Source organism: Streptomyces sp. NPDC058877 (assembly GCF_042742855.1).
Classification (GTDB): Bacteria; Actinomycetota; Actinomycetes; order Streptomycetales; family Streptomycetaceae; genus Streptomyces.
The window spans coordinates 1-22,429 of sequence record NZ_JBHYMF010000058.1; the positions used below are offsets into that span (position 1 = coordinate 1).

A 22,429-nucleotide genomic window follows, 5' to 3' on the forward strand; every position below is an offset into this window, starting at 1 on the left:
AGCGGGTCCGGGGTTCGAGTCCCTGGCGGCGCACAGACGGAAGAAGCCCCTCGCGTGAGCGGGGGGCTTCTTCGTGTTCCGGTGCGAGCGCCCGCCGCCCGTCGCGGCGGTGCTCCGGCACCCGCTCCTCGTAGGGGACGGGCGCCGGGGCAACCGGCGCTTCCGCTACGCCGGCGGCCTCGTCCACCGGCCGCCCGCGTCCAACAACCGGCCGATCACGTCCGCGTCCAACGCCGGATTCGCAGCCGCAGCGTGGGCCAGCTCCTCGTCGTCGAGGAGTGCCGCCAGCCGGGGCTGCGGAAGCTTCGGGTGGCGCGTCGCCGCAGCCCGCACAGCGGGCTGCGGGTCCCGGGTGAGCCGCTCCAGGACCGCCGGACCGGTTTCCGGATCGCGTGCGGCCAGGGCCCGGACCTCGGGGTCCCGGTGGTCGGCGAAGGCGGCCAGCCCCTCGGTCGGGAAGTTCGGTCGGGTGGCGAGGCGATCGCGCTCGGGGCCGGTGTACTCGAGGAAGCTGCGCAGGAGGAGTGCCGCGGGGGCGTCCGGATGGTTCTGGGCCAGCAGGACCCGTACGCCGAGGTCGTCGTCGGAGGCCAGTCGCGCGACGAGGTCCGGTGGCAGCCGGTGGTCCTCGGCCGCACGCCGGCGCAGCAGGGGGTGACGGGACAGTGCGTCTCGGCGGACGGCCTCGGGGTCCCGGGGCACCTCCAGCACGAAGGAGTGCTCGAAGCGGTGTTCCCCGGGGACCCGGTAGTCGATCCGGGCCCGTTCCTCCTCGCTCAGTGCGGGGTGGAGGGACACGGCCAGCCGGACGTCCGGATGGGGGTCCACCATGAGTGCGCGGCGCTCGGCCGGCCCCAGGTCCGCGTGGTGGGCGACCTCCGCGCGCACCTCCGGATCCGGATCGGCGACGAGTGCGCGGCGCTGGTCGGCTCCGAGGTCCGCGCGCCGTGCGATCACGGCACGTACCCGCGGAACCGGGTCGGCGGCCAGGAGGACCACCACGTCGGGAGGGAGGGTGGGGTTGGCGGCCAGCAACTCCTTGTCCCCCTCGTCGAGGGGCCTGGTCAGGACGTCGTCCACCACCGCCCTGCTGAGGGCGTAGTAGAGCAGCATGTGGGTGCGGCCGTGGCACGGGCGGTCGGGGAGCTCGCTCTCCACCCACGCCGGATCCTGGGAGAGCAGATGGTGCCGCGCCGACTCCCGGACCCCGTCATCGGGATCCGCGAGCAGTGCGGCCCGTACGTCCGCGGACAGTGACGACCAGCTGTTGACCCCCCACCGGCGGACCTTCGCGACCGGATGGGTGGGCATCGCCCGGCGCAGCCCGGTGGAGACCTGCTGGTGGGAGAAGGCGCCGAGGCTCTCGTTGTCATAGGTGCTGATCATGTGGACGACGGCCTCGTCGGGCAGGGGCTCGGGCCGGTCGGGGAACTCCACCCGGGGCCCGGCGGCGAGGTTGACGCGGACGAGCCACTCGGGATCGTCCAGCAGCCGGACGCGCCGGGCCGGATCGACATGGGGGTTGCAGGCGAAGAAGCTGCGGGTGCGGGGGTCGGGGTGCTCGACCACCGCGTCGACGACGGCATCGGGCAGGTCCCGGTCCCGGCACAGCACCATCCGGGCGGCGAGCGGGGCCTCGGAGAGCAGTCGCAGGAGGACCTCGTCCGGCACGGACGAGTTGAGGGCCAGCCCGGCGAGCCGGCGGGCGGGGAGGTCGGCGTCCGACCAGATCTGTTCAGGCGTGCGCATGTGTTCTCGTCCCCCGAGGTCGCGACCGGTGTGCCGGAGAAGTGGTGGTGCACGGCCCCGTCCGCCGCGCGGGGCGGCGGGCCGCGCGCAGGACACGGCTCCCTCCCCCCGGTGAGCGGGCCCGATGGGGAACCGTACGGGAAGGGGCGCGGGCGGGGAAGGCGTCAGCCGCGCTGCTCCTGGGAGGGGGAGCGGGCGTGGCGGGCGTACTGCTCCAGGAGGGTCTCCGTCGCCTCGGGGGTGAGGAGCTCGTACGGGGCCGTGGGGGCGGGGCGCCACCAGACCGGGTCGGGGCAGAGGAAGGAGGCCCGGCGGAGGGCCACCCGGTGGATCTTGTTCGTCGCCGTGAGGGGCAGCTCCCGCACGACCCTGATGAAGCGCGGCGGCATCTTCGTCCCCAGGTCCGCTTGCGCGGCGAGGAAGTCGGCGAAGGCTCCGGGGTCGAAGGGCGCGTCCCCGTGGAGCGCCAGCGCCGCCATGACCTGGTCCCCCGCCACCGGGTCCGGGACCGCGTACACCGCCGCCCCGGCCACCCGGTCCCAGCGGGCGAGGAGGTTCTCGATCACGGCTGCGGCCAGGTTCTCGCTGTCGACCCGCAGCCGGTCGTCCGTGCGGCCGGCGAAGTAGAGGAAGCCGTCGGCGTCCCGGTAGAAGAGGTCACCCGTCCAGTACCAGTCCCGCCCGGGGCCTTCGGCCCGGGAGGGCCCGCGGCGCAGCCGGGCCGCCTCGGCCTCCGGGTTGCGCCAGTAGCCCTCGAAGGACGAGCGCCCCCGGTTGACCAGTTCGCCGACCGCCTCGGCGGTGTTGAGGAGCCGGCCGGCGGGTGAGAAGCGGGCGGGGACGCACTCCTCTCCGGTGTCGGGGTCGACCACCGCCAGGTCGTCTCCCGGCGCTGCCCTGCCGATCGCCCCCGCGGGGGTGTCCGGGGTCCGTTGGACCGCCGCGCCCCCCTCGGAGGAGCCGTACCCCTCCACGAGGGGGACCCCGAAGCGTTCCTCGAAGCGGGCCGCGTCCACCGCCCCCGCTTCCGTGCCGAAGCCGAGTCGCAGGGGGTGCGCCCGGTCGTCCGGCCCCGGCGGGGTGGCGAGCAGGTACTGCACGGCCCGGCCGACGTAGGTGAAGTAGGTGGCGCCGAAGCGGCGCACGTCGGGAAGGAACCGGGAGGCCGAGAAGCGGGCCCGCAGCGCGACCCCGGCCCCGGCGGCGAGCGCGGGTGCCCAGTCGGCGATCACGGCGTTGCCGTGGAACATCGGCATGCAGACGTAGTGGACGTCGTTCCGTCCGATCCCGAAGTGGGAGACGAGCGAGGATCCGGCGGCCGCCAGCCGCCCCTGGCTGCACAGGGCGGCCTTGGGCGCCCCCGTCGAACCGGAGGTGAAGGAGAGCAGGAGGAGGCTGTCGGGGCGCACGGGGCCGAGGGCGGCATCGCCCGGACGGGCGTTCCCGTAGGGGGCGAGGAGGTCGCGGTAGGCGTCGGTGTCCGTGACCAGGATGCGCAGGCCCGGCAACGGCAGACCGTCGAGGAGGGGCAGGTGGGCGCGCTGGGTGACCAGGATCCGACATGCGGTGTGCTGGATGTCCCGGGCGAGTTCCGGACCGCGCCGGGTGGGGTTGATCCCGGCGACGGCGGCCCCCGCGAGGGCCGCCGCGCTGAGCCAGAGCGGGTACTCCGGCGTGTTGTCGAGCAGGACGCCGAGGTGCGGCTCGCGCCCCGACAGGGGTGGCATCAGGTCCACGAGCAGCGCGGCCCGCGCGGCGGCACCCGCGGCGACCTGGTGGTGGGTGAGGGCGTGGTGCTCGTCCCTCAGGCCGATCCGGTGGTCGCCCCATTGGCGCCCCACGAGCTCCGCGACGGTGTCCGCGCTCCTCATGGGCCGGACTGTAACTGACGCGTCATCAGAAATGAACCGTCGTGCCGACCGTCAGAACCTGACGTCCGAGCAGGCGTGGAAGGCGTTCGCGGTGTCCGCGATCGTCCACACCGCCAGGATCAATGGACGGCCATCGGGCCTGTCCATCCCCCTCAGGCCCCCTCGGTGGGCGCCGTCCTGCCCGTGTAGAACGCCACCGTCAGGTCCTTCACCAGGGCCTTGCGCTCGTAGTCGTCCAGCTCCACCAGACCACGACTGGTCAGCCGGTGGACCACGTCGTCCACCGCGTCCACCACCGAGGTCAGCACGCTGTCCCGGTGCTTAGCGTCGATCGCCGCGATCCGACGCCGCCGCATCGCCGCGGCCACCTCCGGCGCGTACTCGATGCGCGTCGGCTGCGCCGAGAAGACGTCCACGCCGACCGGAGCGCACTCCGCCGACAGCATCCCCGTCAGGGCCTCCCCCACCGCCTCCGCGTCCCGCAGCGTCGGCGCGTCCTCGTGGAAGGCGTCCGCGGGGAGCTGGGAGAGCACCCTCGCCATCGCCGCCTCCACCTGTTCGCGCAGGTACTCCTCGTGCCCGTCCACGCCGAGCGCGGCCCGCACCGTGTCGCGCACCCGCCACACCACCAGCACCACGACGTCCAGCGCGGTGCCCTTCGCGTCCACCGCCGACAGCGGCTCGCTGCGCCAGTGCCGCAGCCTGACGTCCACCCGGCGGCGGAGCAGCAGCGGGCTGACCCACAGCAGGCCCGTGCGGCGGACCGTGCCGCGGTAGTCACCGAACAGCGTCAGCACCAGCGCATGACCCACGCGACCGCGCCCGAGGCCCCCCAACGAAAACAGGGTGAGCAGCACACCGAGGGCGAGGAGGGCCCACTGGCCGAGGTGGACGCCCTCGTAGGGGCGTACCGGTAGCCGCAGCATCCGGGCCGCCTCGGCGGGCAGCGCACCGGTCCACCACACGACCGCCGCGCACCCGACGAGCGACAGCGCCCCGCCGACGACCCCGACCCACCCCGGGAGCACCGGTCCGGGCCGCTCGACGAGGGCGGGGTCGGCGGTGGGGGCGGGACGGGCGGCGGAGGTGGAGGACCGCTGCGCCCGGGGCCCGGCCGGAGCGGACTGCCCCTTGGACTGCCCCTTGGACAGCGGCTGGGGTTGGGGTTGGGGTTTGAGCTGGGCCTTGGGCTGGGCCTTGGGCTGTGGTTGGGGCTGGGGCCGGACCTTCGGCTGTGCGGACCGGGCCTCCGTGGAGGCTTCCGCCTCCGGCCGGGCACGGGATCCGGGAGCCGCCCCGGAATCGGGCTTCGCCGGGGCCTGTACCTTCGACGGACCCGGGATGGCGGGCTTGCGCCCCGCCCCGGGCGGAGTGGGCGGGGCCATCGCAAGGGTGTCGGGCCCCCCGTCGTCCTCCTCCGGGACCGGGGCCACGGGCTCCGGCTCGTCGCGGAAGAGCAGGTGCACCGGGATGGCCCCGGTGGTCTCGGCCCCGATCACGTTCTTCCGACGGGCGACCCGCACCACGGCCGCGACGGGCATCGCCACGGCCCCCACCCCCGCCCCGCCGATCCGCCCGAAGTCCAGTGCGCCGGACCGGACCGGCCCCGTGGGACCGGACGGTGCGGCACCCACCGGAGGCGCCGGAGCGGTCGTGTCGCGCGGGGCGACCCCGGCAGGGCGATCGGCGTGCGGAACGAGGGGCGCGGGGCCCGGGTCTCGAACGGCCCCCGTCGAGGAGGGAGCGGAACCGGAGCCACGGCCGGACTCCGACCCGGAAGGCTGGATCGGCCGGTCCGGACGGACGTCCGCCGCGGCGGGGGCTGCGGGGGGCACCGGCCCACCGGCGGCAACGGCGTCCACGCCTCGCGCCCCACCGGCACCGCCCCTTCCCGCCCCACCGGCATCGGTCCCGGTCGTGGGGTCCGACGCCGGAGCGGGGTCCACCGCCGCGGCAGGAGCAGGAGAAGGAGAGGGAGAAGGAGAGGGAGAGGGCTCGATCGGCACCACCCGCACGACGGGTGCGGGGCCCACCGGGGGCGTCGCCGGGGAGGCGGCCGGTGCCCTGCCGTTGGGGGCCCCGGCCGAGGGACCGGCCGGCCCCTCGGCGGACGGCGGTTCGGCCGGGGGCTGCTCCGGCGCCCCCGGCGCGGACTCCGCGGGAGGCGTCCGCGTTGCACTCGGCACGGACCCCGTCGTGGCCGGGGCCACCGGGCTCGACGGAGCGGAGGGGGTCCCGTGCGGGGTCGCGTGTTCCGGGCCCGGCTCCTGTGCGGCGGGCTTCGGGGGACGTCCTTGGCCCGGGTCCGGCGGGGACGTGCGGGGAAGGGTGCCGTCCGTCAGCCGTCTGGCCGTGCGGGCCGCGTCGCGCGAGGCCGCCGCGCCGGAGTCCGGGGGGTTCGGGGTCGATGCCGTCATTCGGGTCCACCTCATGCTCTCGGGGTCATCGGAACAAACGCCGCCAGGTCTCCGGGCCCGGGTAGCCGTCGGCCGCTCCGCCGCGCCAGCCCTGTGCCCGCTGGAACGCCTCGACGTTGCGGCGGTCCGCCTCCGTCCAGCGCGGACCGGGTCCCGACAGGTAGTGCTTGCCGAAGCCCCGCTTCACCAGTTGTTTGCCCAGCTTCTCCACATATGCGTTGGATTGGCCCGGACGGAAGTAGCCACGCCCGGGAAACCCCGTCGCATTCGCGCTCGAACCGCTCGAACCACTCGAACCGCCGATGTCCTTGCCGCTGCCGCTCACCAGGAGCCGCCAGGTGTGCGGCCCGGGAACACCGTCCGCCTCCTTGCCCTTCCAGCCCTGCGCGAGCTGGAAGGCCTGGGTCGCCCGACGGTCCGCCTCGCCCCAGTGCGGACCGGGGCCCTGGCTGTAGAACCGCTTGCCGCCGCGCTCGACGAGGAGCCTCCCGAGTTGGGTGACGTAGGCGTTGTTGGCGCCGGGGCCGAACTTCGCCGCCCCGGGGTAGGGCGTCGTCTCCGTGGACTCCGCCCCGCTGCCCGTGCTGCCGCCGCTCACCACGCCCAGGTAGCGGTAGGCCACGTACTTGGCGGAGTTCTCCCAGTACGCCATCGGCGTCGCCTGCTTCCGCGTGCGCGGCTTCGTCTGCTCGTAGGCGATGTAGGAGGTGTGGGTGTAGTCGGTCCAGCCGCCGAAGAGCGTGACGTGGGAGCCCCGGGTCGGGTTGGCCGGGTTGTGGAAGAGCAGGATGTCTCCGGGCTGGAGCTCGGAGCGGTCGATCCGTACGGCGAAGCGGTCGAGGCTGCCGGTCCACTCGTTGCTCCGCAGGTTCCAGGCCATGGAGATGTAGCCCGAGCAGTCCTGGCGGTACCCGTCCGACCAGTACTTCTCCATGGAGTACGGGACCTGGGCGGCGACCCACTTCTTGGCCCGGTTGACGATCTCCGCCCGGGTCGTCGTGCGCAGGGTTTCCGTGGTGATCTGACTGGTCGTCGGAGTGGCGGTCGGCAGCGGGTCGGGGCCGGGACCCGGCGCGCCGTGCAGCGGCTCCCGCCCGCCCTGCGGGGTGTCGGGGTCGGGTTGGGCGGCGGCGCGGGAAGTGCTCGGCTCGGCGGGGTCTGCGGGCTCCGCGGGATCCGCGGGCGGGACGGCCGACGGATCGTGGAGGTCCGGAGGATCGGCTGCCGGGGTGTCCGCATCCGGGAGGAGCGTTCCCGTCGGGTCCGCGGCGGTTTCCCCCGGAGCCGCGCCCATCGCTCCGCCCGGCGCGTCTACCGGAGTGAACGGGCCGACCGGGAGGGCGAGGGCCGCGGCCGTTCCGGCTCCACCCCCTCCCAGCACCACGCCCGCCGCCGTGACCAGGACCAGCGCACGGCGGGCGCCGTGCGCCGCCGGATGGCCGCCCGCCCGAACCGGCAGGCCCAGTGCGAGACCGCGCCGCTGCTGGGCACAGCCCGGGCAGCCGCAGTCGGCCGCGGGTTCGAACTCCTCGAAGATCGGCACGCTCATGCGATTCCCCTCCACACTCGTCAAGATCTTTTGGCCCTCGTTTCGGGCGCCAGTGTCTCAACTGTCTGGACAAATCGCATTTTGACGGATTGAAGTACTGATACGACCATCCGACAGGCCGAGGGCGATCGATATTGGTCAGGAGCACACCTTCGCGTCAGGTAGAGTTATCTCTGTCAGCAGGCGCCGCTAGCTCAGTTGGTTAGAGCAGCTGACTCTTAATCAGCGGGTCCGGGGTTCGAGTCCCTGGCGGCGCACGCAGAGTCAAGGCCCCCTCGCCATCGGCGAGGGGGCCTTGATCTTTCTGCGGAGCGGAGTCGAACCTCCGTGCACGGCTGGACAGTTGCCGCGGCCCCGCGCCGAGCCCGGTCGGGGAGGTTCCCCCGGGCCGTCCCGGGGGCCCGCCGCACGGGGAGGCGGAGCACATGTCGTCGGACACCCCCTGGGCCCCGACGCACCGGCCCCCTACAGTGGGCGGAATCCCGACCTCCCGTGGCGGCACCGGGCTCCTCCCGCAGCCCGAGGGCCCCGCGGTCGAGGACCGGCCCGGTCGGCGGCAACCCGGGACGCGCCCCGCCGACCGGGACCCGGTCCCGGCACGCCCCCTCCCGCCCCACCGCCCCTCCTGCTCGACCGTCCGTTCCCCCGGTGCGGCCGGCGCCTTCCACGACGGGGGCCGGAAGCCCTTCAGGCGCTCGGCGCCACACCCGTTCCCGTCAGGTACGCCGACACCACCACGTTCGCCGCGTACCTGCCCGTCGCGCGGTCGAAGGCTCCGCCGCAGGTGATCAGACGGAGTTCGGCGCGGTGGGGGACGTGGGGCCCGTAGGCCTTGGCCGGGTCGAAGCGGTCGCGGGGGAGGACCCGGACGTCGTCGACGGTGAATTCGGCGACCGTGCCGTCCGTCCGGGTGACCCTGACCTTCGCACCCGGGCGCGCCGCACCCAGGTCGTGGAAGACGGCCGGGCGGGTCTCGGTGTCGACGTGGCCGACGAGGAGCGCCGCCCCCGCGGCGCCGGGCCGAGTGCCCGAACCGAACCAGCCCACCGTGCGGGGCATCTCGTAGGGCGGCGGGTCGATGGCGCCCGCGTCGTCCAGGCCGCGCGCCACGACGGGTGCGGAGATGCCGAGGGAAGGGAGCTCCACCCGGCGCGGTGCGGCGGGTGCGATCGGCTCGTGGGCCGGGGGCAGTGCGGCGCCGAGCGGACGACCGACAGCGGCGATGTCCCCGGTGGTCGGCGCGGGGCTGCTCCCGGGCCCCTCGGTGGCCTCGCGCCCCCAGAGCCAGAGCCCGAGCGCCAGGGCCGTCCAGGCCACGCCGACGACCGGCCGGCTCGCGCCCGCCACGGTCAGTCCGTGCCGGTACCCGTACCGGGGCCGGAGCCGCTGCGGCGGGCGCTGCGGAGGGCGACCGCAACGGCGGCGACCGCGGCCATCCCGAGGCCGAGGAGGGTGTACGGGGTGCCGAGGCCGCTCTCGCTGGTGGTCTGGGCGACACCGGGGGCGGCCGGCGCCGCGAAGGCGGCGGCCCCTCCCCCGCCGGCACGGACGGGGGCCACCGGGGTCGGAGGGCGGGTGGGCTCCTGGTGGTGCCGGACCCGGACGGTCCCGGCGGTCGGGTGCCGGTGGCCGTCGCAGTCCACGCCCACCTCGTACGTCCCGTCTTCGAGCCCTGACCTGAGGGTGGTGTCGCCGACCAGCGGGGCGCCGGCGCCGTCCCGGCCGGTGAGTTCCGCATCGGCGACGAACGCCGGGGAGGTGGCGACGCCGGTCGTGCCCCCGCAGCCCTGGACGTGGACGTCGACGTCCACGCCGGGAGCGGCGGTGGACGGGGTGGCAGTGGCCTTCACCCCGTCGTGGGCGTGCGCACCGCCGACCGCGGGTGCCAGCACGAGCACCAGGGCCGCCCCTGCGGCACGGAGAGCAATGGGACCTGAACGCATCGTGACCTCCTGATACTGGCAGGGTCACCCGGATCGACGCGATTCGCATCCGCAGGAGCGGGGCGGGAGCCCCTCACACCCGGTCGACGATGTCCGCGATCGACTTGACGATCTTCGACGGGCGGAACGGGAAGCGGTCGATCTCCGCCTGCGTCGTCAGTCCGGTCAGGACCAGGAAGGTCTGCATGCCCGCTTCCAGGCCGGCCAGGATGTCGGTGTCCATCCGGTCGCCGATCATCGCGCTGGACTCGGAGTGGGCGCCGATCGCGTTGAGGCCGGTGCGCATCATGAGCGGGTTCGGCTTGCCGGCGAAGTAGGGCTCCTTGCCGGTGGCCTTGGTGATGAGCGCGGCGACGGAACCGGTGGCCGGGAGCGGCCCCTCCAGGGACGGGCCGGTCTCGTCGGGGTTGGTGCAGATGAAGCGGGCACCGGCATTGATCAGGCGGACGGCCTTGGTCATCGCCTCGAAGGAGTAGGTGCGGGTCTCGCCGAGCACCACGTAGTCCGGGTCGTGGTCGGTGAGGACGTAACCGATGTCGTGCAGCGCGGTGGTGAGGCCGGCCTCGCCGATGACGTACGCGGTGCCGCCGGGGCGCTGGTCGTCGAGGAACTTGGCGGTGGCGAGGGCCGAGGTCCAGATGTTCTCGACGGGGACTTCGAGGCCCATCCGCGCGAGGCGGGCGTGCAGGTCGCGGGCGGTGTAGATCGAGTTGTTGGTGAGGACCAGGAACGGCTTCCCGGTCTCCCGCAGCTTCTTGATGAACGCGTCGGCGCCGGGGATCGGCACGCCCTCGTGGATGAGGACGCCGTCCATGTCGGTGAGCCAGGATTCGATCGGCTTGCGCTCTGCCATGGGTGCGGGACTCCTGCCGTGCAAACGTGCGGTGTGCTGGGGGCGCCGCGACAGCGCTGTGGCGACGCCCCCAGCGTAGTCAGGATGTGCTGATCTCGACCCCGTCGATGGTCCAGTACCAGTTGTTGGCGCCGGTGTAGTGGAAGCGGAAGCTGACGTGGGAGGCGCCGGGCGGGACGGCGACCGCGAGGGACTGGGGGCGGGAGACGACGTCCGCGGTGTAGCTCTTGACGAGGCCGGGGGTGCCGCCGTTGAAGCTCGCGAGGACCCGGGCGGTCTGGCGCCCCTCCTGCCGGTAGAAGGTGGTGAAGTCGAGCGTCACCGAGGCCGCGCCGGAGACGTCGTACGCGGGCGTGACCAGGGTGGAGTCGTAGCTGCCGGAGAAGCTCTTGTCCGCCCATTCGTCGGAGTCGGCGACGGCGAAGACGCCCCGGGCCCGGACGTTGAGCTCGCGGGACTGGTCGCGCTGGGTGCGGGACCAGAACTCGTCGGTGGCGAAGGACCAGCCGCGCCACTCGGTCACCCCACCGGTGCCCATGGCGTTGTTGATGACGGACCAGCCGCTGGGCGGGGTGTGGGTGAAGCCGAGGATCCCGGCGGGGATTCCGGTCTCGTCGACGCGGCCCGTCAGCGTTCCGTAGAGACCGTCGAAGGGGTCGTCGGAGCGCTGCTGGATCGGCTTCCCGTCGAGGCCCCAGGACGGGTCGGGGTCGATGCCGAGCTGGTGGAAGACGGTGGCGGCGACGTCGACGAGCCGGGTGTCGATGGGGCGGGCGCCGGCGGTGATGCCGGGCCCCTGGGCGAGGACGAAGGTGCGCCGCTCCTCGATGCTGGAGCCGCCGTGGCCGCCGGCGTCGGTGTGGCCGTGGTCGGTGGCGACGATGACCGTCCAGCGCTCCGCGGCATACGTGGGCCGGGCCCGGACGGCGGCGAGGAGCCGGCCCAGGTAGCCGTCCTGGACGTCGATGGCGTCCAGGTACTTCCGGCTGCCGGCGCCGTGGTTGTGGCCGATCTCGTCGGTCTCGCCGAAGTAGACGAAGAGGACGTCGGGGTTCTGGTGGCGGAGGACGTCCTCGGTGATGTCGGTGATCAGTCCGTCGTTGACCGCGTAGTCGTTGTCGTAGACCAGTGTGGCGTCGGCGCCGGGGGTGACGGTGCCGTGGGTGTCGAGCTCGGGCCAGTCGACGGCGGCGAAGAGCGAGAGCTCGGGGCGGACCTGGCGCAGGCGGGCGAGGAAGCCGGGGTACTGGCCGTAGTTCTTGCCGCTGAAGCTGTTGTCCTTGACGCCGTGCTTGTCGGGCCAGACGCCGGTGGAGATCGTCGACCAGCCGGGGCCGGAGGAGGTCGCGGCCATCGGGTTGGCGTAGAGCAGGGAGCGGCCGTAGGTGCCGTTCGCCATCAGGGACTTGAGGGTGGGGGCCTTGGCGGCGTCGATCCGGTCGTGGCGCAGGCCGTCCATCCCGACGACGAGCACCTTGTCCGTGCTGGTGCCGTCGGGGAGCGTCGGGACGGCGGGCGCCGCCAGGGCGGCGGGGGCGGCGAGCCCGGTGGCGGCGGCTGCTGCGGTGGCACCGGCGGCGGCGAGCACGGCGCGGCGGGAGATGCCGGTGATCGGCATGTCGGAGTCCTCCGTCGAAGGGGTCTGGGCACGGCAACGCCCACGATTCCTCAGGGGCGTTGGTCCGTACCCGTTATCTTTCCGCGATGTTCGAGGGCGTTCCAGGGGTGCTCGGTGAACTCTTAGCTTCCGGTCGCGGACTTCCATGCGTCGACAAGGACGGCGAGGTTCTCGTCGATGTCGGCCCAGTTCGGTTCGAAGACCTCGACGCCCTCCATCAGGGCGGCCAGTTCGATGGCGTTGGCGTCGGTGGCCTTGACGTCCGTGCGGGCCGGGAAGCCGCCGCCGATCGCGCTGACCTCGCGCTGGGCCCCCTCGCTCAACATGAAGTCGAGGAGCTTCTTGCCGTTCTCGGTGTGCGGGGCCCCGTCCACCAGGCCGGCCGCGTACGGGAGGGCGAAGGTGGTGGGCTCGCCGCCGTCCTTGGCGGGGAACCAGATGCCGAGGTTCGGCATGGACCGGGCCTGGGCGAAGTTCATCTGGACGTCACCGTTGGCGACGAGGAGCTCGCCCTTGTCCACCTTGGGGGCGAGCTTGGAGGTGGAGGAGGACGGTCCGACGTTGTTGGCCTGGAGCTTCTTCAGGTACTCCATCGCCGGCTGCTGGCCGCCGAAGTCGTGCATCGCCTTGATGAGGACGGCCGTGCCGTCACCGGCGACGCCGGGGGTGGAGTACTGGAGCCGGTCCCGGTACTTCGCGTCGAGCAGTTCCTCCCAGGTCTTCGGCGGGGTGGGCAGCTCCTTCTTGTTGTGGACGAAGCCGAAGTAGTTGTTGACGACGGAGGTCCAGGTGCCGTCGCCGGACTTGTCGCCGCCGTTCACCCGGTCGGAGCCCTTCGGCCGGTACTCCTGGAGCAGGCCCTTGGAGTCGGCCTGCTGGATGAAGGGGGGCAGGGTGACCAGGACGTCGGCCTGGGTGTTGCTCTTCTCCCGGAGGGCGCGCTGCACCATCTCGCCGGAACCGCCCTCGACGTACTTGACCTTGATGCCGGTCTGCTTCTCGAAGTCGGCGAAGACCTTGTCGTACCAGCCGTCCCCCGCCTCTCCCTTGAGGCCGTCGGCGCTGTAGACGGTGACGGCCTTCTCGTCGGAGGCGGCGGAGGAGCCACAGGCCGTGAGGGTGGCGGTGAGGGCGAGGGCGCCGATGACGGCGGCGATCGGCTTGGCGTGGTTAAGCATGACGTCGTTCTCTCCTAGCGGTACGGGGCTTTGGTGCGGATGCGGGAGACGAGCAGCAGAACGAACAGCGTCGCGGTCATGAGGACCACCGCGAGCGCCGAGCCGGTGAACAGGGAACCGCGGTCGGTGGAGGTGAAGATGAGCACCGGCAGCGGGGTCCAGTCCGGCGGGTAGAGCATCATCGTGGCGCTCAACTCGCCCATGGACAGGGCGAAGCAGAGTCCCGCGGCGGCGTTCAGGGACGGCAGCAGCAGCGGGAGCCTCACCCGGAGCAGGACGCGGGAGGGGCGGGCGCCGAGACCGGCCGCCGCCTGCTCGTACGCCGGGTCGAGGCGCAGGATCGCGGCCGAGACCGACTGGTGGGCGAACGCGGTGACGAGCACGGTGTGCGCGAGGATCACGATCCAGCGGGTGCCGTTGAGGAGCACGGGCGGCTGGGAGAAGGCGACCAGGACGGCGAGGCCCACGACCACGGACGGCACGGCGACCGGCAGGACGAACAGGGTGTCGAGGAGCCTGCCCAGGAGCCTTGCGGGGCCTCTCGCCCCCTTCCGGAGGGCGGATGCGGCGAGCGCCGCCCAGGTGCCGATGGTCAGCGCGATCAGGCTCGCGGTGACGGCGGTGGCCAGGCTGGTGGTGAGTGCCTGGAGGGACTCGCCGCGGACGGCCGCCGCGTAATGGGCGGCGGTGGGTCCGGAGGGGAAGGCGCCGGACCAGTGGGTGGCGAACGAGGCGGTGAGGACGACGAGGAGGGGCAGGGCGAACAGCGGGACGAAGAGCACGGCGCCCAGGGCCCATGTCGCCCACCGGCCCGTGCGGCTATGCACCAGCACGACGGCTCACCCCCCGGTAGAGGACGTAGAGGCCGACCGAGAGGGCGACGTTGACGACGGCGACCACACAGGCGGCGGCGTAGTCGGATTCGAGGATCGCCTTGCCGTAGACGAGCATCGGGAGGGTGGTGACGCCCTTGGCGCCGGTGAAGAGGACGATCCCGAACTCGTTGAGGCACAGGACGAGGACGAGGCTGCCGCCGGCGGCGAGCGCGGGCAGCGCCTCCGGCAGGATCACCTGCCGGACGATCCGCAGCGGCCGGGCGCCGAGCGAGGACGCCACCTCCAGTTGGGCGGTCTCCATCTGTGAGAAGGCGGCCAGGAGCGGGCGCATCACGAACGGGGTGAAGTAGGTGATCTCGGCGAGCAGGACGCCCCACGGGGTGTTGAGGAAGTAGAAGGGGCCGGTCTGGTCGCCGGTGAGGTCCGTCCAGATCCCGTTGGCCATGCCGACCGTGCCGTAGAGGAAGAGCAGGGCGAGCGTGATCAGGAAGGACGGGAAGGAGAGGAAGACGTCGATGGACTTCGACACCGCCTTCCCGCCGGGGAAGGGCACGAACGCGACGATGAGCGCGAGGACGAGGCCGAGCACGAGGCAGCCCGCGGTGGAGGCGACGGCCAGCCACACGGTGGTGACGAGCGCCTCGCGGAACGCCGCGGAGGCGAAGACCTCGGTGTACGCACCGGGGGTGAGGGACTCCCGGACGACGAGGGCGAGGGGATAGAGGAAGACGAGCGCGAGGACGGCGACGGGCGGCAGTGCCCACGTCCAGGGGGGAACCCCGCCGGTGACCGTGGCACGCCCCTCCCCCGGCCCCCGTGCGGGAGGTGCTCCGGGGACGGAAGGGGCGGACGCGGCCCCCGGTGCCGGGGGCGCTGCGGCGGGGCCCCGCACCGGGCTAGCCATCGTGCACCCCCGCGGCCAACAGGACCGCGTCCTCCGGGGCGAAGTGCAGTGTCACCTCGCTGCCGAGGGCCGGGGGCTCCCTCAGCTCCCGCACGTCCGCCTTCACCCGGTGCCCGCCCACCTCGACGTACAGGCGGTGGGTGGAACCGCGCCACTGGACCTCGACGATCCGCCCCCGCAGCGGATTCGGGCCCTCGCCCAGGCCGACGAGGTGCGGACGGAGGCAGAGGGTGGCGGCCGAACCGGGGGCGGCGCCGGAGGGCGGGACCTTCAGTTCGGTGCCCGCGAAGACGGCGCCGTCGACGCCGACCCGCACCGGCAACAGATTGGCGTTGCCCACGAACGAGGCCGTGAACGCGGTGCGCGGCCTGCGGTACAGGTCGTGCGGGGTGCCGCAGTCCTGGAGCCTGGCCCGGTCCATGACGGCGATCCGATCGGCGAGGGTCAGTGCCTCGACCTGGTCGTGGGTGACGTAGAGGATCGACACGTCCGGCAGCTCTCGGTGGAGCCGGGCCAGCTCGGCGAGCATTCCGGAGCGCAACTGGGCGTCGAGGGCCGACAGCGGCTCGTCGAGGAGGAGGACCTCGGGGCGGATGGCGAGGGCGCGGGCGATGGCGACGCGCTGCTGCTGGCCGCCGGAGAGCTCGCGGGGGTGGCGGCGGGCGTAGGCCGCCATGCCGGTCATCTCCAGGGCTTCGGCGACCCGCCCCGGGATCTCGTCCTTGGGGACCTTCTGGGCCTTCAGGCCGAAGGCGACGTTGGCCTCCACCCGCAGGTGGGGGAAGAGGGCGTACTGCTGGACGACCATGCCGATGCCGCGTTTGTACGGGGGGAGCGCGGTGACGTCGCGGTCGCCGATGAACACCCGCCCGGAAACGGGCCGGACGAAGCCGGCGACGGCCCGCAGCGCGGTCGTCTTGCCGGAGCCGGAGGGGCCGAGGAGGGCCATGACCTCGCCGGGCTCGACGGTCAGGTCGAGGGAGTCGAGGACGGTGGTGTTTCCGTAGGCGACGGTGACGCCGTCGAAGCGGATGCCGCTGGTCACGCCTCGTACTCCCGTATCAGACCGGGCAGTTCCGCGACCGAGGCGAGGACGTGGGTGGCGCCGTGCTCCTTCAGCGCGGCTTCGCCGTGCGCGCCGGTGAGGACGCCGGCGACGATCCCGGCGCCCGAGCGGACCCCGCTGAGCATGTCGTACGAGGTGTCTCCGGCGACCACGACCCGGCGGACGTCGTCCACGGCCCCGGTGCGGAGGAGGGCGGCGAGGACCATGTCGGGGTACGGGCGTCCCCGGCCGCCCGCGTCCGCGGGGCAGAGGGTCAGCTCGACCAGGTCGCGCCAGCCGAGGGCGTCGAGGATGGCGTCCTGGGTGGTCCGGGCGAAGCCGGTGGTGAGGACCACCGTCCGGCCCTGGTCGCGGAGGGCGGCGATCGCTTCGGCGGCGCCGGGGACCGGGGCGATGAGGCCGGCGGCGACCCGTTCGCCGTACGCCTCCTCGAAGGCGGTGTTGGCCCGTCCGGCACGGGTCTCGTCACCGCCGAAGAGGTGGCGGAAGACGGAGATCTTGGACTCGCCCATGGTGGCGCGGACGTAGTCGATCATCGTGGCGGGGTCTTCCCCGAGGCGTTCGGCGGCGGCCGTGAAGGCCTCTTCGACGAGGCCGCCGTCGGCGACGGTCGTGCCGGCCATGTCGAGGACGATCAGGTTCGACTTCTGCACGGTGTTCACCAGCCCAGTTCGTTGGCGGTCGTTTCGGCGATGGCGGGCGAGCAGGTCATGCCGCGCCCGCCGGGCCCGGTCACCAGCCAGATCCCGTCGTCGACCCGCTGGCGGTGCACGACCCGGCCGGTGTCGACGCACTGCGCGTACACCCCGGCCCAGCGGCGTCGGACCTTCGGCATCGGGCGGCCCAGGAGGGACTCCACGACCCGGCCGAGGTGCTCATAGGGGTCTTCGAGGGTGTCGAAGGCGAAGGGGTGCTCGTACTCATGGGTGTCGCCGATGGTCAGTCCGCCGTCGAGCCGCTGCACCATGAGCAGCTGCATCTTGTGGGCGGCGGCGGTCGGGTCCTGTGCCTGGCCCTCGTCGAGGGCGTCGAGGGCGGACGAGGCGTACGCCGGGTAGTAGCGGAAGGAGTCGGCGTCGGCGACGGAGGTGGTGAGCGGCTCGCCGAGGGGTTCGGTCTGCATCATCTGGAGCCGGACCCGGCGGACGGGCAGCTCGCCGGCGACCTCGCGGACGAGGCCGGAGAGCCAGGCTCCGGTGCACAGGACGACGGCGTCGCCGGTGTGGGTCTCGCCGCGGTCGTCGCGGACGGTGCGGCCCCCGGTCCCCCGGGCGGCCACGTCACGGACTTCGCGGTCGGGCAGGAAGGTGTAGCGGCCGGTGGCGAGGAGGGCCTCGCGGAGCGCGAGTTGGGCGGTGCGCGGCTCGACGGCGGCGTCCCGCTCGCACCACAGGGCGGCCTCGAAGTCCCCGCGCAGGGCGGGGTTGATCGTGCGCGCCTCGTCGGCCGTCAGCAGCCGGTAGCCGCGGGCGGTGGCGTCGGGACGGGCCGCGGCGGCCTCGGCGACGGCGCGTTCGAGCGCGTTCCGCACGGGGGTGAGGGAGCCGATGGCCCGGAAGCCGAGCCCGGGGACGCGGGCGCCGATGTCCTCCCAGAGTTCGCGGGCGCGGAGGGCGGTGTCGAGCTCCTCCCCGCCGGCCCGGCCGCTCACCCAGATCTGGCCGAAGTTGCGGAGGGACGCTCCGCGCGCCTCGGCCTCGCGCTCGATGTGCACGACCTCGTGGCCGCGTTCCACTGCGTGCCAGGCGTGCATGGTGCCCACCACGCCGGCTCCTACGACGATCACCTTCATGGCCGAAACGGTCGTGGCGGCGGGTGGACCGGACGGATCCGGCGGTCGACGGAACGGTGAACGGACCGACAAGCTTGGACCAGACCCGTTACCTTCTCGTGACCAATCACCCCCGGGTGACCGGCCGGCCCGATCAGTCCTGCGGGCCCAGGTGGGTGGTGAAGCTGAACCGGTCGCCCCGGTAGAGGGTGCGCACCCGCTCCAGGGGCCGCCCGGCGGCGTCCCGCGAGGCGCGGTGGAGCAGCAGCATCGGCAGGGCGGGCGGGGTGCCGATGAGCAGGGCCTCGCGCGGGGTCGCGAGGACGGTCTCGATGCGTTCGTCGGCACCGCCGAAGGAGATCCCGAGCCGGTCGTGGAGGTAGGCGTAGAAGGAGGAGTCCGGATCGAAGTCGACGTCCAGTCGCGGGGCACGGGCCTCGGAGACGTACGTGCTCTCCAGGCCGACCCGCTCGTCATCGGCGAGCAGCACGCGCTCCATGTGCCAGACGGGCTCGCCCCGTTCGGCGCCGACCTCGGGGGCGAGCGCCTCCGGGCAGGGGAAACGGTCGAGCGAGATCAGGCTGCGGCCGGGGCGCCTCCCCTGCCGACGCACCCCTTCCGTGTAGCTGGCGAGCGAGAGGGGCTGCTCCAGTTTGGGGCCGGCGACGACCGTGCCGCGGCCCCGACGGCGCACCCGCCCCTCCAGGAGGAGTTCGCGCAGGGCCTGCCGGACGGTCTCCCGGGACACTTCGTACCGGACGGCCAGGTCCCGCTCCGTGGGCAGCGCCCCGCCCTCCCCCAGCTCGTCCACGAGGAGTGCGAGCTTCGCCTTGACGGCGTAGTACTTGGGCACGCGGCCGTGCTCGGGGACGCCGGAGCGGACGGGGGCGCCGGGGGTGTTCTGGTAGTTCACCCGGGGATGGTCGCAGACGGGGATGAACGGGAAGGGGTGCGGAGCACGGCTCAGCGGCGCCGGGGGCGCCGCGCGACCCGGAGGAGCACGGCGCCGAGCAGGACCAGGCCGGCGGCGAGCGGGACCGTGACGTGCAGGTGTGCTTCCGACTTCCTTCCGGTGCGGGCCAGTTCGGGAAGCGGCACCGCGGCGCCGGCGTCCTCCGGGCGCGCCGCGGCGGGGGCCGACGGGTCGGCCGGGCGGCCGGGCGGCGCCGAGGGCTGCGGCCTTCCGGGTGTGTCAGGTGCCGTGGGCGCCTCGGGCCGGTCGGGGTCGGCGGGGCCGACGGTCAGACGGTAGTCACCGGACTCTCCCACCCAGTCCCCGTCGTCGCCGCGGCGCTGCACCACCGCCGCGTTGACCACGACCTCATCGGGCGTCGTCTCCGGCCCGAAGGCCAGGCGCACGGGAACGGTGAGGGTGCGGCCCGCGGGCACCGCGAAGCCCCCGAAGCCGGTGAACGCACCCACGTTCTCGGCCTCCTCGGTCGCCTCGAAGGCCACCGGGCGCCAGCGCGCGGCGCCCTCGTCGTAGAACTCAAAGCGGATCTGCTCCGGGCGCAGGGCCCGGTCGCGGTCGGTGAGGACGAGCACCGGGTGGACGCCGGAACAGGGCGCGTCGGTGGTGTTGGTGAGGTCCAGCTTCCAGTCCTGGAGGGGCCCTCCGGCCCGGTAGTCGGGCGGGCCGCCGCGCAGCCGGGTGTCCAGCGGGAAGCCCCCGCCGGTGGGGGTGCCGCACCGGGGGGCCGGGGCGGCGACCGGGGAAGCCGTGGCGTGGGGGGCCGCCGCGGAATCCGGGGCGACGACCGCGAAGGGGGTCGCCGCGGCGGCGACCAGGGTGGCGGCGCGGACGCCGCTGAGGCGCCGGGAGACGGTTGCCATGGGCGGGTCTGCCTTTGTCGCTCGCGGTCGTGGGGACGACGGCGACGCTGCCACGCGGGGGACGGCGGGCGGGGCAGCGACACCGGGAACACCCCCGGAGGGACCGCATCTTCCGCCCGATCAGACTACTTTCCGATGATCGGACGATCGGAGCGCACTTCCCTCCCGAACACCGGCGCCGTCCTCAGCCACGCCGCACCCTCCGCCACCAGGTCCCGCTCCACCGCACACCCCACCGGAACCGCCAGGCCGAGGCCGGCGAGCACCTCCCGCACGCCCCCCACGAACACCTCCGGCGCGGTGAGCACGGTCCGTCCGCCCAGCACCACCCGGTCGACGTCGAGCAGCCGGACGAGGTTCGCCGCCCCCGTGCCCAGGATCCTCGCCGCCTCGGCGAGTTCGCCGCGGGCGACCGCCGCCAGGCAGAGCACCTCAAGACAGCCTCGCCCTCCGCAGCCGCACGGCGGCCCGTCGAGCTGCACGGTCTGATGGCCCAGCTCGCCGGCCCCTCCCCTGTCCCCGCGCAGCGGCGCGCCGCCGAGGACGAGACCGGCACCGAGCCCGGTCCCCAGGTGGAGGTAGGCGAAGGAGTCGGGCGCGGCGGGGCGCAGGGCGAGGGCGAGGGCAGCGGCATGGGTGTCCTTGTCGAGGACGACGGGCAGCCCCAGGCGCGCCACCAGTTCGTCCCGCACGGGCCGCCCGGCCCACTCGGGAAAGCCCGTCACCCGGCCCGGCACCCCGGCCCGGTGGTCCAGCGGCCCGGGCATGGCGACCCCGACCCCGAGGACGGTCGCACCGGCCGGGGCCCCGGCGAGCAGCGCCCGCACCTCCTCCACCACCGCGTCCAGCACGCGTTTCGCCCCCGCACCCAGGTCCGCGGGGCGCCGGCGCAGCGCCAGGACCGTGCCCGCGAGGTCGGCCAGGAGGGTCGTGAGTTCGTCGCGGTCGAGGTGGACCCCGACGGCATACCCGGCGGAGGGCACCAGCCGCAGGACCGTGCGGGGCTTGCCGCCGGTGGAGGCCCTGTGGCCGGCTTCCACGGCGAGGCCCCCGGACCGGAGCCGCGCGGTGACCTTGCTGATGGCCTGGGGGGTGAGCCCGGTCCGCCCGGCCAGCTCCAGTCGACTGATCCCCGTCTCGCCCGCCGTGCGCAGCAGGTCGAGCACGAGCGCCGCACTGTGACCGCGCGCCGCCGATGCGCGCTCCTCCGCTTCCACCGGTTCCTCCCTCTCCCCCGGTCCGCCTTCTCGCCGGTCCGCTCACGGGCGGGTCCGTCCGCGCCGGGGCCACCCCCGCGCCAACCGCCCTCAGGTCCCCATTCTCGCTGCCGCTTGCACTTTGGCAACCACGTTGCTTAAGTGGCCGGCATGACTGGCACCGACCCCCGCCCCCCGCTCCGCGTCGGACTCGTCGGCTACGGCCTCGCGGGCTCCGTCTTCCACGCCCCGCTGATCGCCGCCTCCGAAGACCTCGTCCTCACCGCCGTCACCACCGGGAACCCCGAGCGGGCCGCTGCGGCCCGCTCGGCCCACCCGGGCGTCCGGGTCGTCGCCCGCCCGGCGGAGCTGTGGGAGCGGGGCGGGGCCGAGGAGCTGGACCTGGTCGTCGTCGCCTCCCCCAACAAGACGCACGTCGCCGTCGCCACGGCCGCCCTGGAGGCAGGCCTGCCGGTCGTCGTGGACAAGCCGCTCGCCGCGACCGCAGCCGAGGCCCGCACGCTCGCCGCCCTCGCGGAGGAACGCGGCCTGCTGCTCTCGGTCTTCCAGAACCGCCGCTGGGACGGCGACTTCCTGACCCTCCGCCGTCTCCTCGACGAGGGCGCGCTCGGCCGGATCCAGCGCTTCGAGTCCCGCTTCGAGCGGTGGCGACCGAAGCCGAAGGGCGGGTGGCGCGAGTCCGGCGCACCCGAGGAGATCGGCGGACTGCTGTACGACCTGGGCAGCCACGTCGTCGACCAGGCCCTCGTCCTCTTCGGCCCGGTGGTGTCGGTGTACGCCGAGTCGGACGTGCGCCGACCGGGCGCCGAGGCCGACGACGACACCTTCTTCGCGCTCACCCACGCGAACGGGGTGCGCTCCCACCTGTACGTGAGCGCCACCACCGCCCAACTCGGCCCCCGCTTCCGGGTGCTCGGACAGCACGCCGGCTTCGTGAAGTACGGGCTCGACCCCCAGGAGGCAGCCCTGCGCGAGGGACGGCTCCCCGGCCCCGGTGCGACCTGGGGCACGGAGCCCGCGGAGCTGTGGGGCCGGCTCGGGGCCGGGGAGTCCCCGCTGAGCGGCGGCGGCACGCCGGTGCAGTCACTGCCCGGCGACTACCCGGCGTACTACGCGGCCGTCGCCGCCGCCGTACGCGGCACCGGTGAGAACCCGGTCACCGCGCACGAGGCCGCCGCCGCACTCGACGTCCTGGAGGCGGCACGACGGTCGGCCCGCGAGGGCCGCGTGGTCACCCCGTGACCGGCGCCCCGATCAGACGGAACGGCGACGCCGCCGACTGACCATCACCAGCGCCCCACCGCCGAGGGCGAGGGCGACCGCGGTGACGCCCATGACGACCTTCCCGGTGCCGGCGCCGGTCTCGGAGAGCGAGCCCTGGGGTCCGTGGTTGCCGCCCGAGCCGCCGTAACCACCGTCGTCTCCGTAGCCACCCGAGTCGCCGTATCCGCCGCTGTCCCCGTAGCCGCCCGAGTCACCACCACCACTGGTCCAGCCGCCGCTGCCCGACCCACCGGTCGTCCAGCCTCCACTGGTGTGGTCAGTGGGCGTGGGGGTCGGTGTCGGATCGGTCGGGGTCGGCGTCGGATCCGTGGGAGTCGGCGTCGGATCCGTCGGGGTCGGC

Annotated in this window: 18 protein-coding genes, 1 tRNA gene and 2 pseudogenes; 2 read left to right on the forward strand and 19 right to left on the reverse strand. The window is 73.9% G+C overall.

The window, feature by feature from the left end; translation table 11 throughout:
- Positions 1-165 precede the first annotated feature (165 nt).
- From ACFW2Y_RS15990 to ACFW2Y_RS16010, 5 genes and pseudogenes are all read right to left on the reverse strand, one after another.
- Positions 166-1,749 (reverse strand): hypothetical protein, encoded by a 1,584-nt coding sequence (locus ACFW2Y_RS15990; protein ID WP_384878658.1) that lies wholly within the window; start codon positions 1,747-1,749, stop codon positions 166-168.
- 164 nt (positions 1,750-1,913) lie between these two features.
- Positions 1,914-3,620: an AMP-binding protein gene (locus ACFW2Y_RS15995; protein ID WP_384878660.1), complete on the reverse strand. Its 1,707-nt coding sequence runs from the start codon at positions 3,618-3,620 to the stop codon at positions 1,914-1,916.
- Positions 3,621-3,671: 51 nt separating this feature from the next.
- Positions 3,672-3,752, reverse strand: a pseudogene (locus ACFW2Y_RS16000) (lytic polysaccharide monooxygenase); the annotation flags it as partial.
- A gap of 20 nt (positions 3,753-3,772) precedes the next feature.
- Positions 3,773-5,161 (reverse strand): SPFH domain-containing protein, encoded by a 1,389-nt coding sequence (locus ACFW2Y_RS16005; RefSeq protein WP_384878747.1) that lies wholly within the window; start codon positions 5,159-5,161, stop codon positions 3,773-3,775.
- Between the two features lie 901 nt (positions 5,162-6,062).
- Entirely contained in the window at positions 6,063-7,586 is a 1,524-nt protein-coding gene (locus ACFW2Y_RS16010; protein ID WP_384878663.1) for a peptidoglycan-binding protein, read from the reverse strand.
- 183 nt (positions 7,587-7,769) lie between these two features.
- Here ACFW2Y_RS16010 and ACFW2Y_RS16015 point away from each other — a divergent pair.
- Positions 7,770-7,843: transfer RNA gene (locus ACFW2Y_RS16015), tRNA-Lys, on the forward strand.
- 430 nt (positions 7,844-8,273) lie between these two features.
- Here the strand turns inward: ACFW2Y_RS16015 and ACFW2Y_RS16020 are convergent.
- The 13 genes from ACFW2Y_RS16020 to ACFW2Y_RS16080 form a co-directional block, all read right to left on the reverse strand.
- Positions 8,274-8,933: a class F sortase gene (locus ACFW2Y_RS16020; protein WP_384878665.1), complete on the reverse strand. Its 660-nt coding sequence runs from the start codon at positions 8,931-8,933 to the stop codon at positions 8,274-8,276.
- A gap of 2 nt (positions 8,934-8,935) precedes the next feature.
- Positions 8,936-9,529: a hypothetical protein gene (locus tag ACFW2Y_RS16025; protein ID WP_384878668.1), complete on the reverse strand. Its 594-nt coding sequence runs from the start codon at positions 9,527-9,529 to the stop codon at positions 8,936-8,938.
- 73 nt (positions 9,530-9,602) lie between these two features.
- Positions 9,603-10,382: an HAD-IIA family hydrolase gene (locus tag ACFW2Y_RS16030; protein WP_384878671.1), complete on the reverse strand. Its 780-nt coding sequence runs from the start codon at positions 10,380-10,382 to the stop codon at positions 9,603-9,605.
- 79 nt (positions 10,383-10,461) lie between these two features.
- Complete coding sequence (locus ACFW2Y_RS16035; RefSeq protein WP_384878674.1) at positions 10,462-12,000, reverse strand: alkaline phosphatase family protein; 1,539 nt, start codon at positions 11,998-12,000, stop codon at positions 10,462-10,464.
- Positions 12,001-12,122: 122 nt separating this feature from the next.
- Complete coding sequence (locus tag ACFW2Y_RS16040) at positions 12,123-13,178, reverse strand: 2-aminoethylphosphonate ABC transporter substrate-binding protein (protein WP_384878677.1); 1,056 nt, start codon at positions 13,176-13,178, stop codon at positions 12,123-12,125.
- A 14-nt stretch (positions 13,179-13,192) separates the two neighbouring features.
- Positions 13,193-14,011 carry an ABC transporter permease gene (locus tag ACFW2Y_RS16045; protein WP_384878679.1) on the reverse strand — a complete coding sequence of 273 codons (819 nt, stop codon included), beginning with the start codon at positions 14,009-14,011 and terminating at the stop codon, positions 13,193-13,195.
- The gene (locus ACFW2Y_RS16050; protein ID WP_384878681.1) at positions 13,998-14,918 is read right to left on the reverse strand and encodes a 2-aminoethylphosphonate ABC transporter permease subunit; all 921 of its coding nucleotides are present in this window, start codon (positions 14,916-14,918) and stop codon (positions 13,998-14,000) included. Before ACFW2Y_RS16050 ends, ACFW2Y_RS16045 begins: the two co-directional genes overlap by 14 nt.
- Positions 14,911-15,963 carry an ABC transporter ATP-binding protein gene (locus ACFW2Y_RS16055; RefSeq protein ID WP_384878683.1) on the reverse strand — a complete coding sequence of 351 codons (1,053 nt, stop codon included), beginning with the start codon at positions 15,961-15,963 and terminating at the stop codon, positions 14,911-14,913. The genes ACFW2Y_RS16050 and ACFW2Y_RS16055 overlap by 8 nt, the downstream gene beginning before the upstream one ends.
- On the reverse strand, positions 15,960-16,646 hold the full coding sequence (locus tag ACFW2Y_RS16060; RefSeq protein WP_384878686.1) for a phosphonatase-like hydrolase: 687 nt from the start codon (positions 16,644-16,646) through the stop codon (positions 15,960-15,962). The genes ACFW2Y_RS16055 and ACFW2Y_RS16060 overlap by 4 nt, the downstream gene beginning before the upstream one ends.
- A complete protein-coding gene (locus ACFW2Y_RS16065) occupies positions 16,643-17,776 on the reverse strand; it encodes a TIGR03364 family FAD-dependent oxidoreductase (protein ID WP_384878689.1) in 1,134 nt (377 codons plus the stop codon). The genes ACFW2Y_RS16060 and ACFW2Y_RS16065 overlap by 4 nt, the downstream gene beginning before the upstream one ends.
- Positions 17,777-17,909: 133 nt before the next feature.
- Entirely contained in the window at positions 17,910-18,668 is a 759-nt protein-coding gene (locus ACFW2Y_RS16070; protein ID WP_384878692.1) for a GntR family transcriptional regulator, read from the reverse strand.
- Positions 18,669-18,718: 50 nt separating this feature from the next.
- Positions 18,719-19,588 (reverse strand): hypothetical protein, encoded by an 870-nt coding sequence (locus tag ACFW2Y_RS16075; RefSeq protein ID WP_384878694.1) that lies wholly within the window; start codon positions 19,586-19,588, stop codon positions 18,719-18,721.
- A 125-nt stretch (positions 19,589-19,713) separates the two neighbouring features.
- Entirely contained in the window at positions 19,714-20,805 is a 1,092-nt protein-coding gene (locus ACFW2Y_RS16080) for an ROK family protein (RefSeq protein ID WP_384878697.1), read from the reverse strand.
- Between the two features lie 150 nt (positions 20,806-20,955).
- Between ACFW2Y_RS16080 and ACFW2Y_RS16085 the strand changes: the two genes are divergently transcribed.
- Entirely contained in the window at positions 20,956-22,047 is a 1,092-nt protein-coding gene (locus ACFW2Y_RS16085) for a Gfo/Idh/MocA family oxidoreductase (protein ID WP_384878699.1), read from the forward strand.
- Positions 22,048-22,059: 12 nt separating this feature from the next.
- Here ACFW2Y_RS16085 and ACFW2Y_RS16090 read toward each other — a convergent pair.
- Positions 22,060-22,429: pseudogene (locus tag ACFW2Y_RS16090) on the reverse strand (hypothetical protein); the annotation flags it as partial.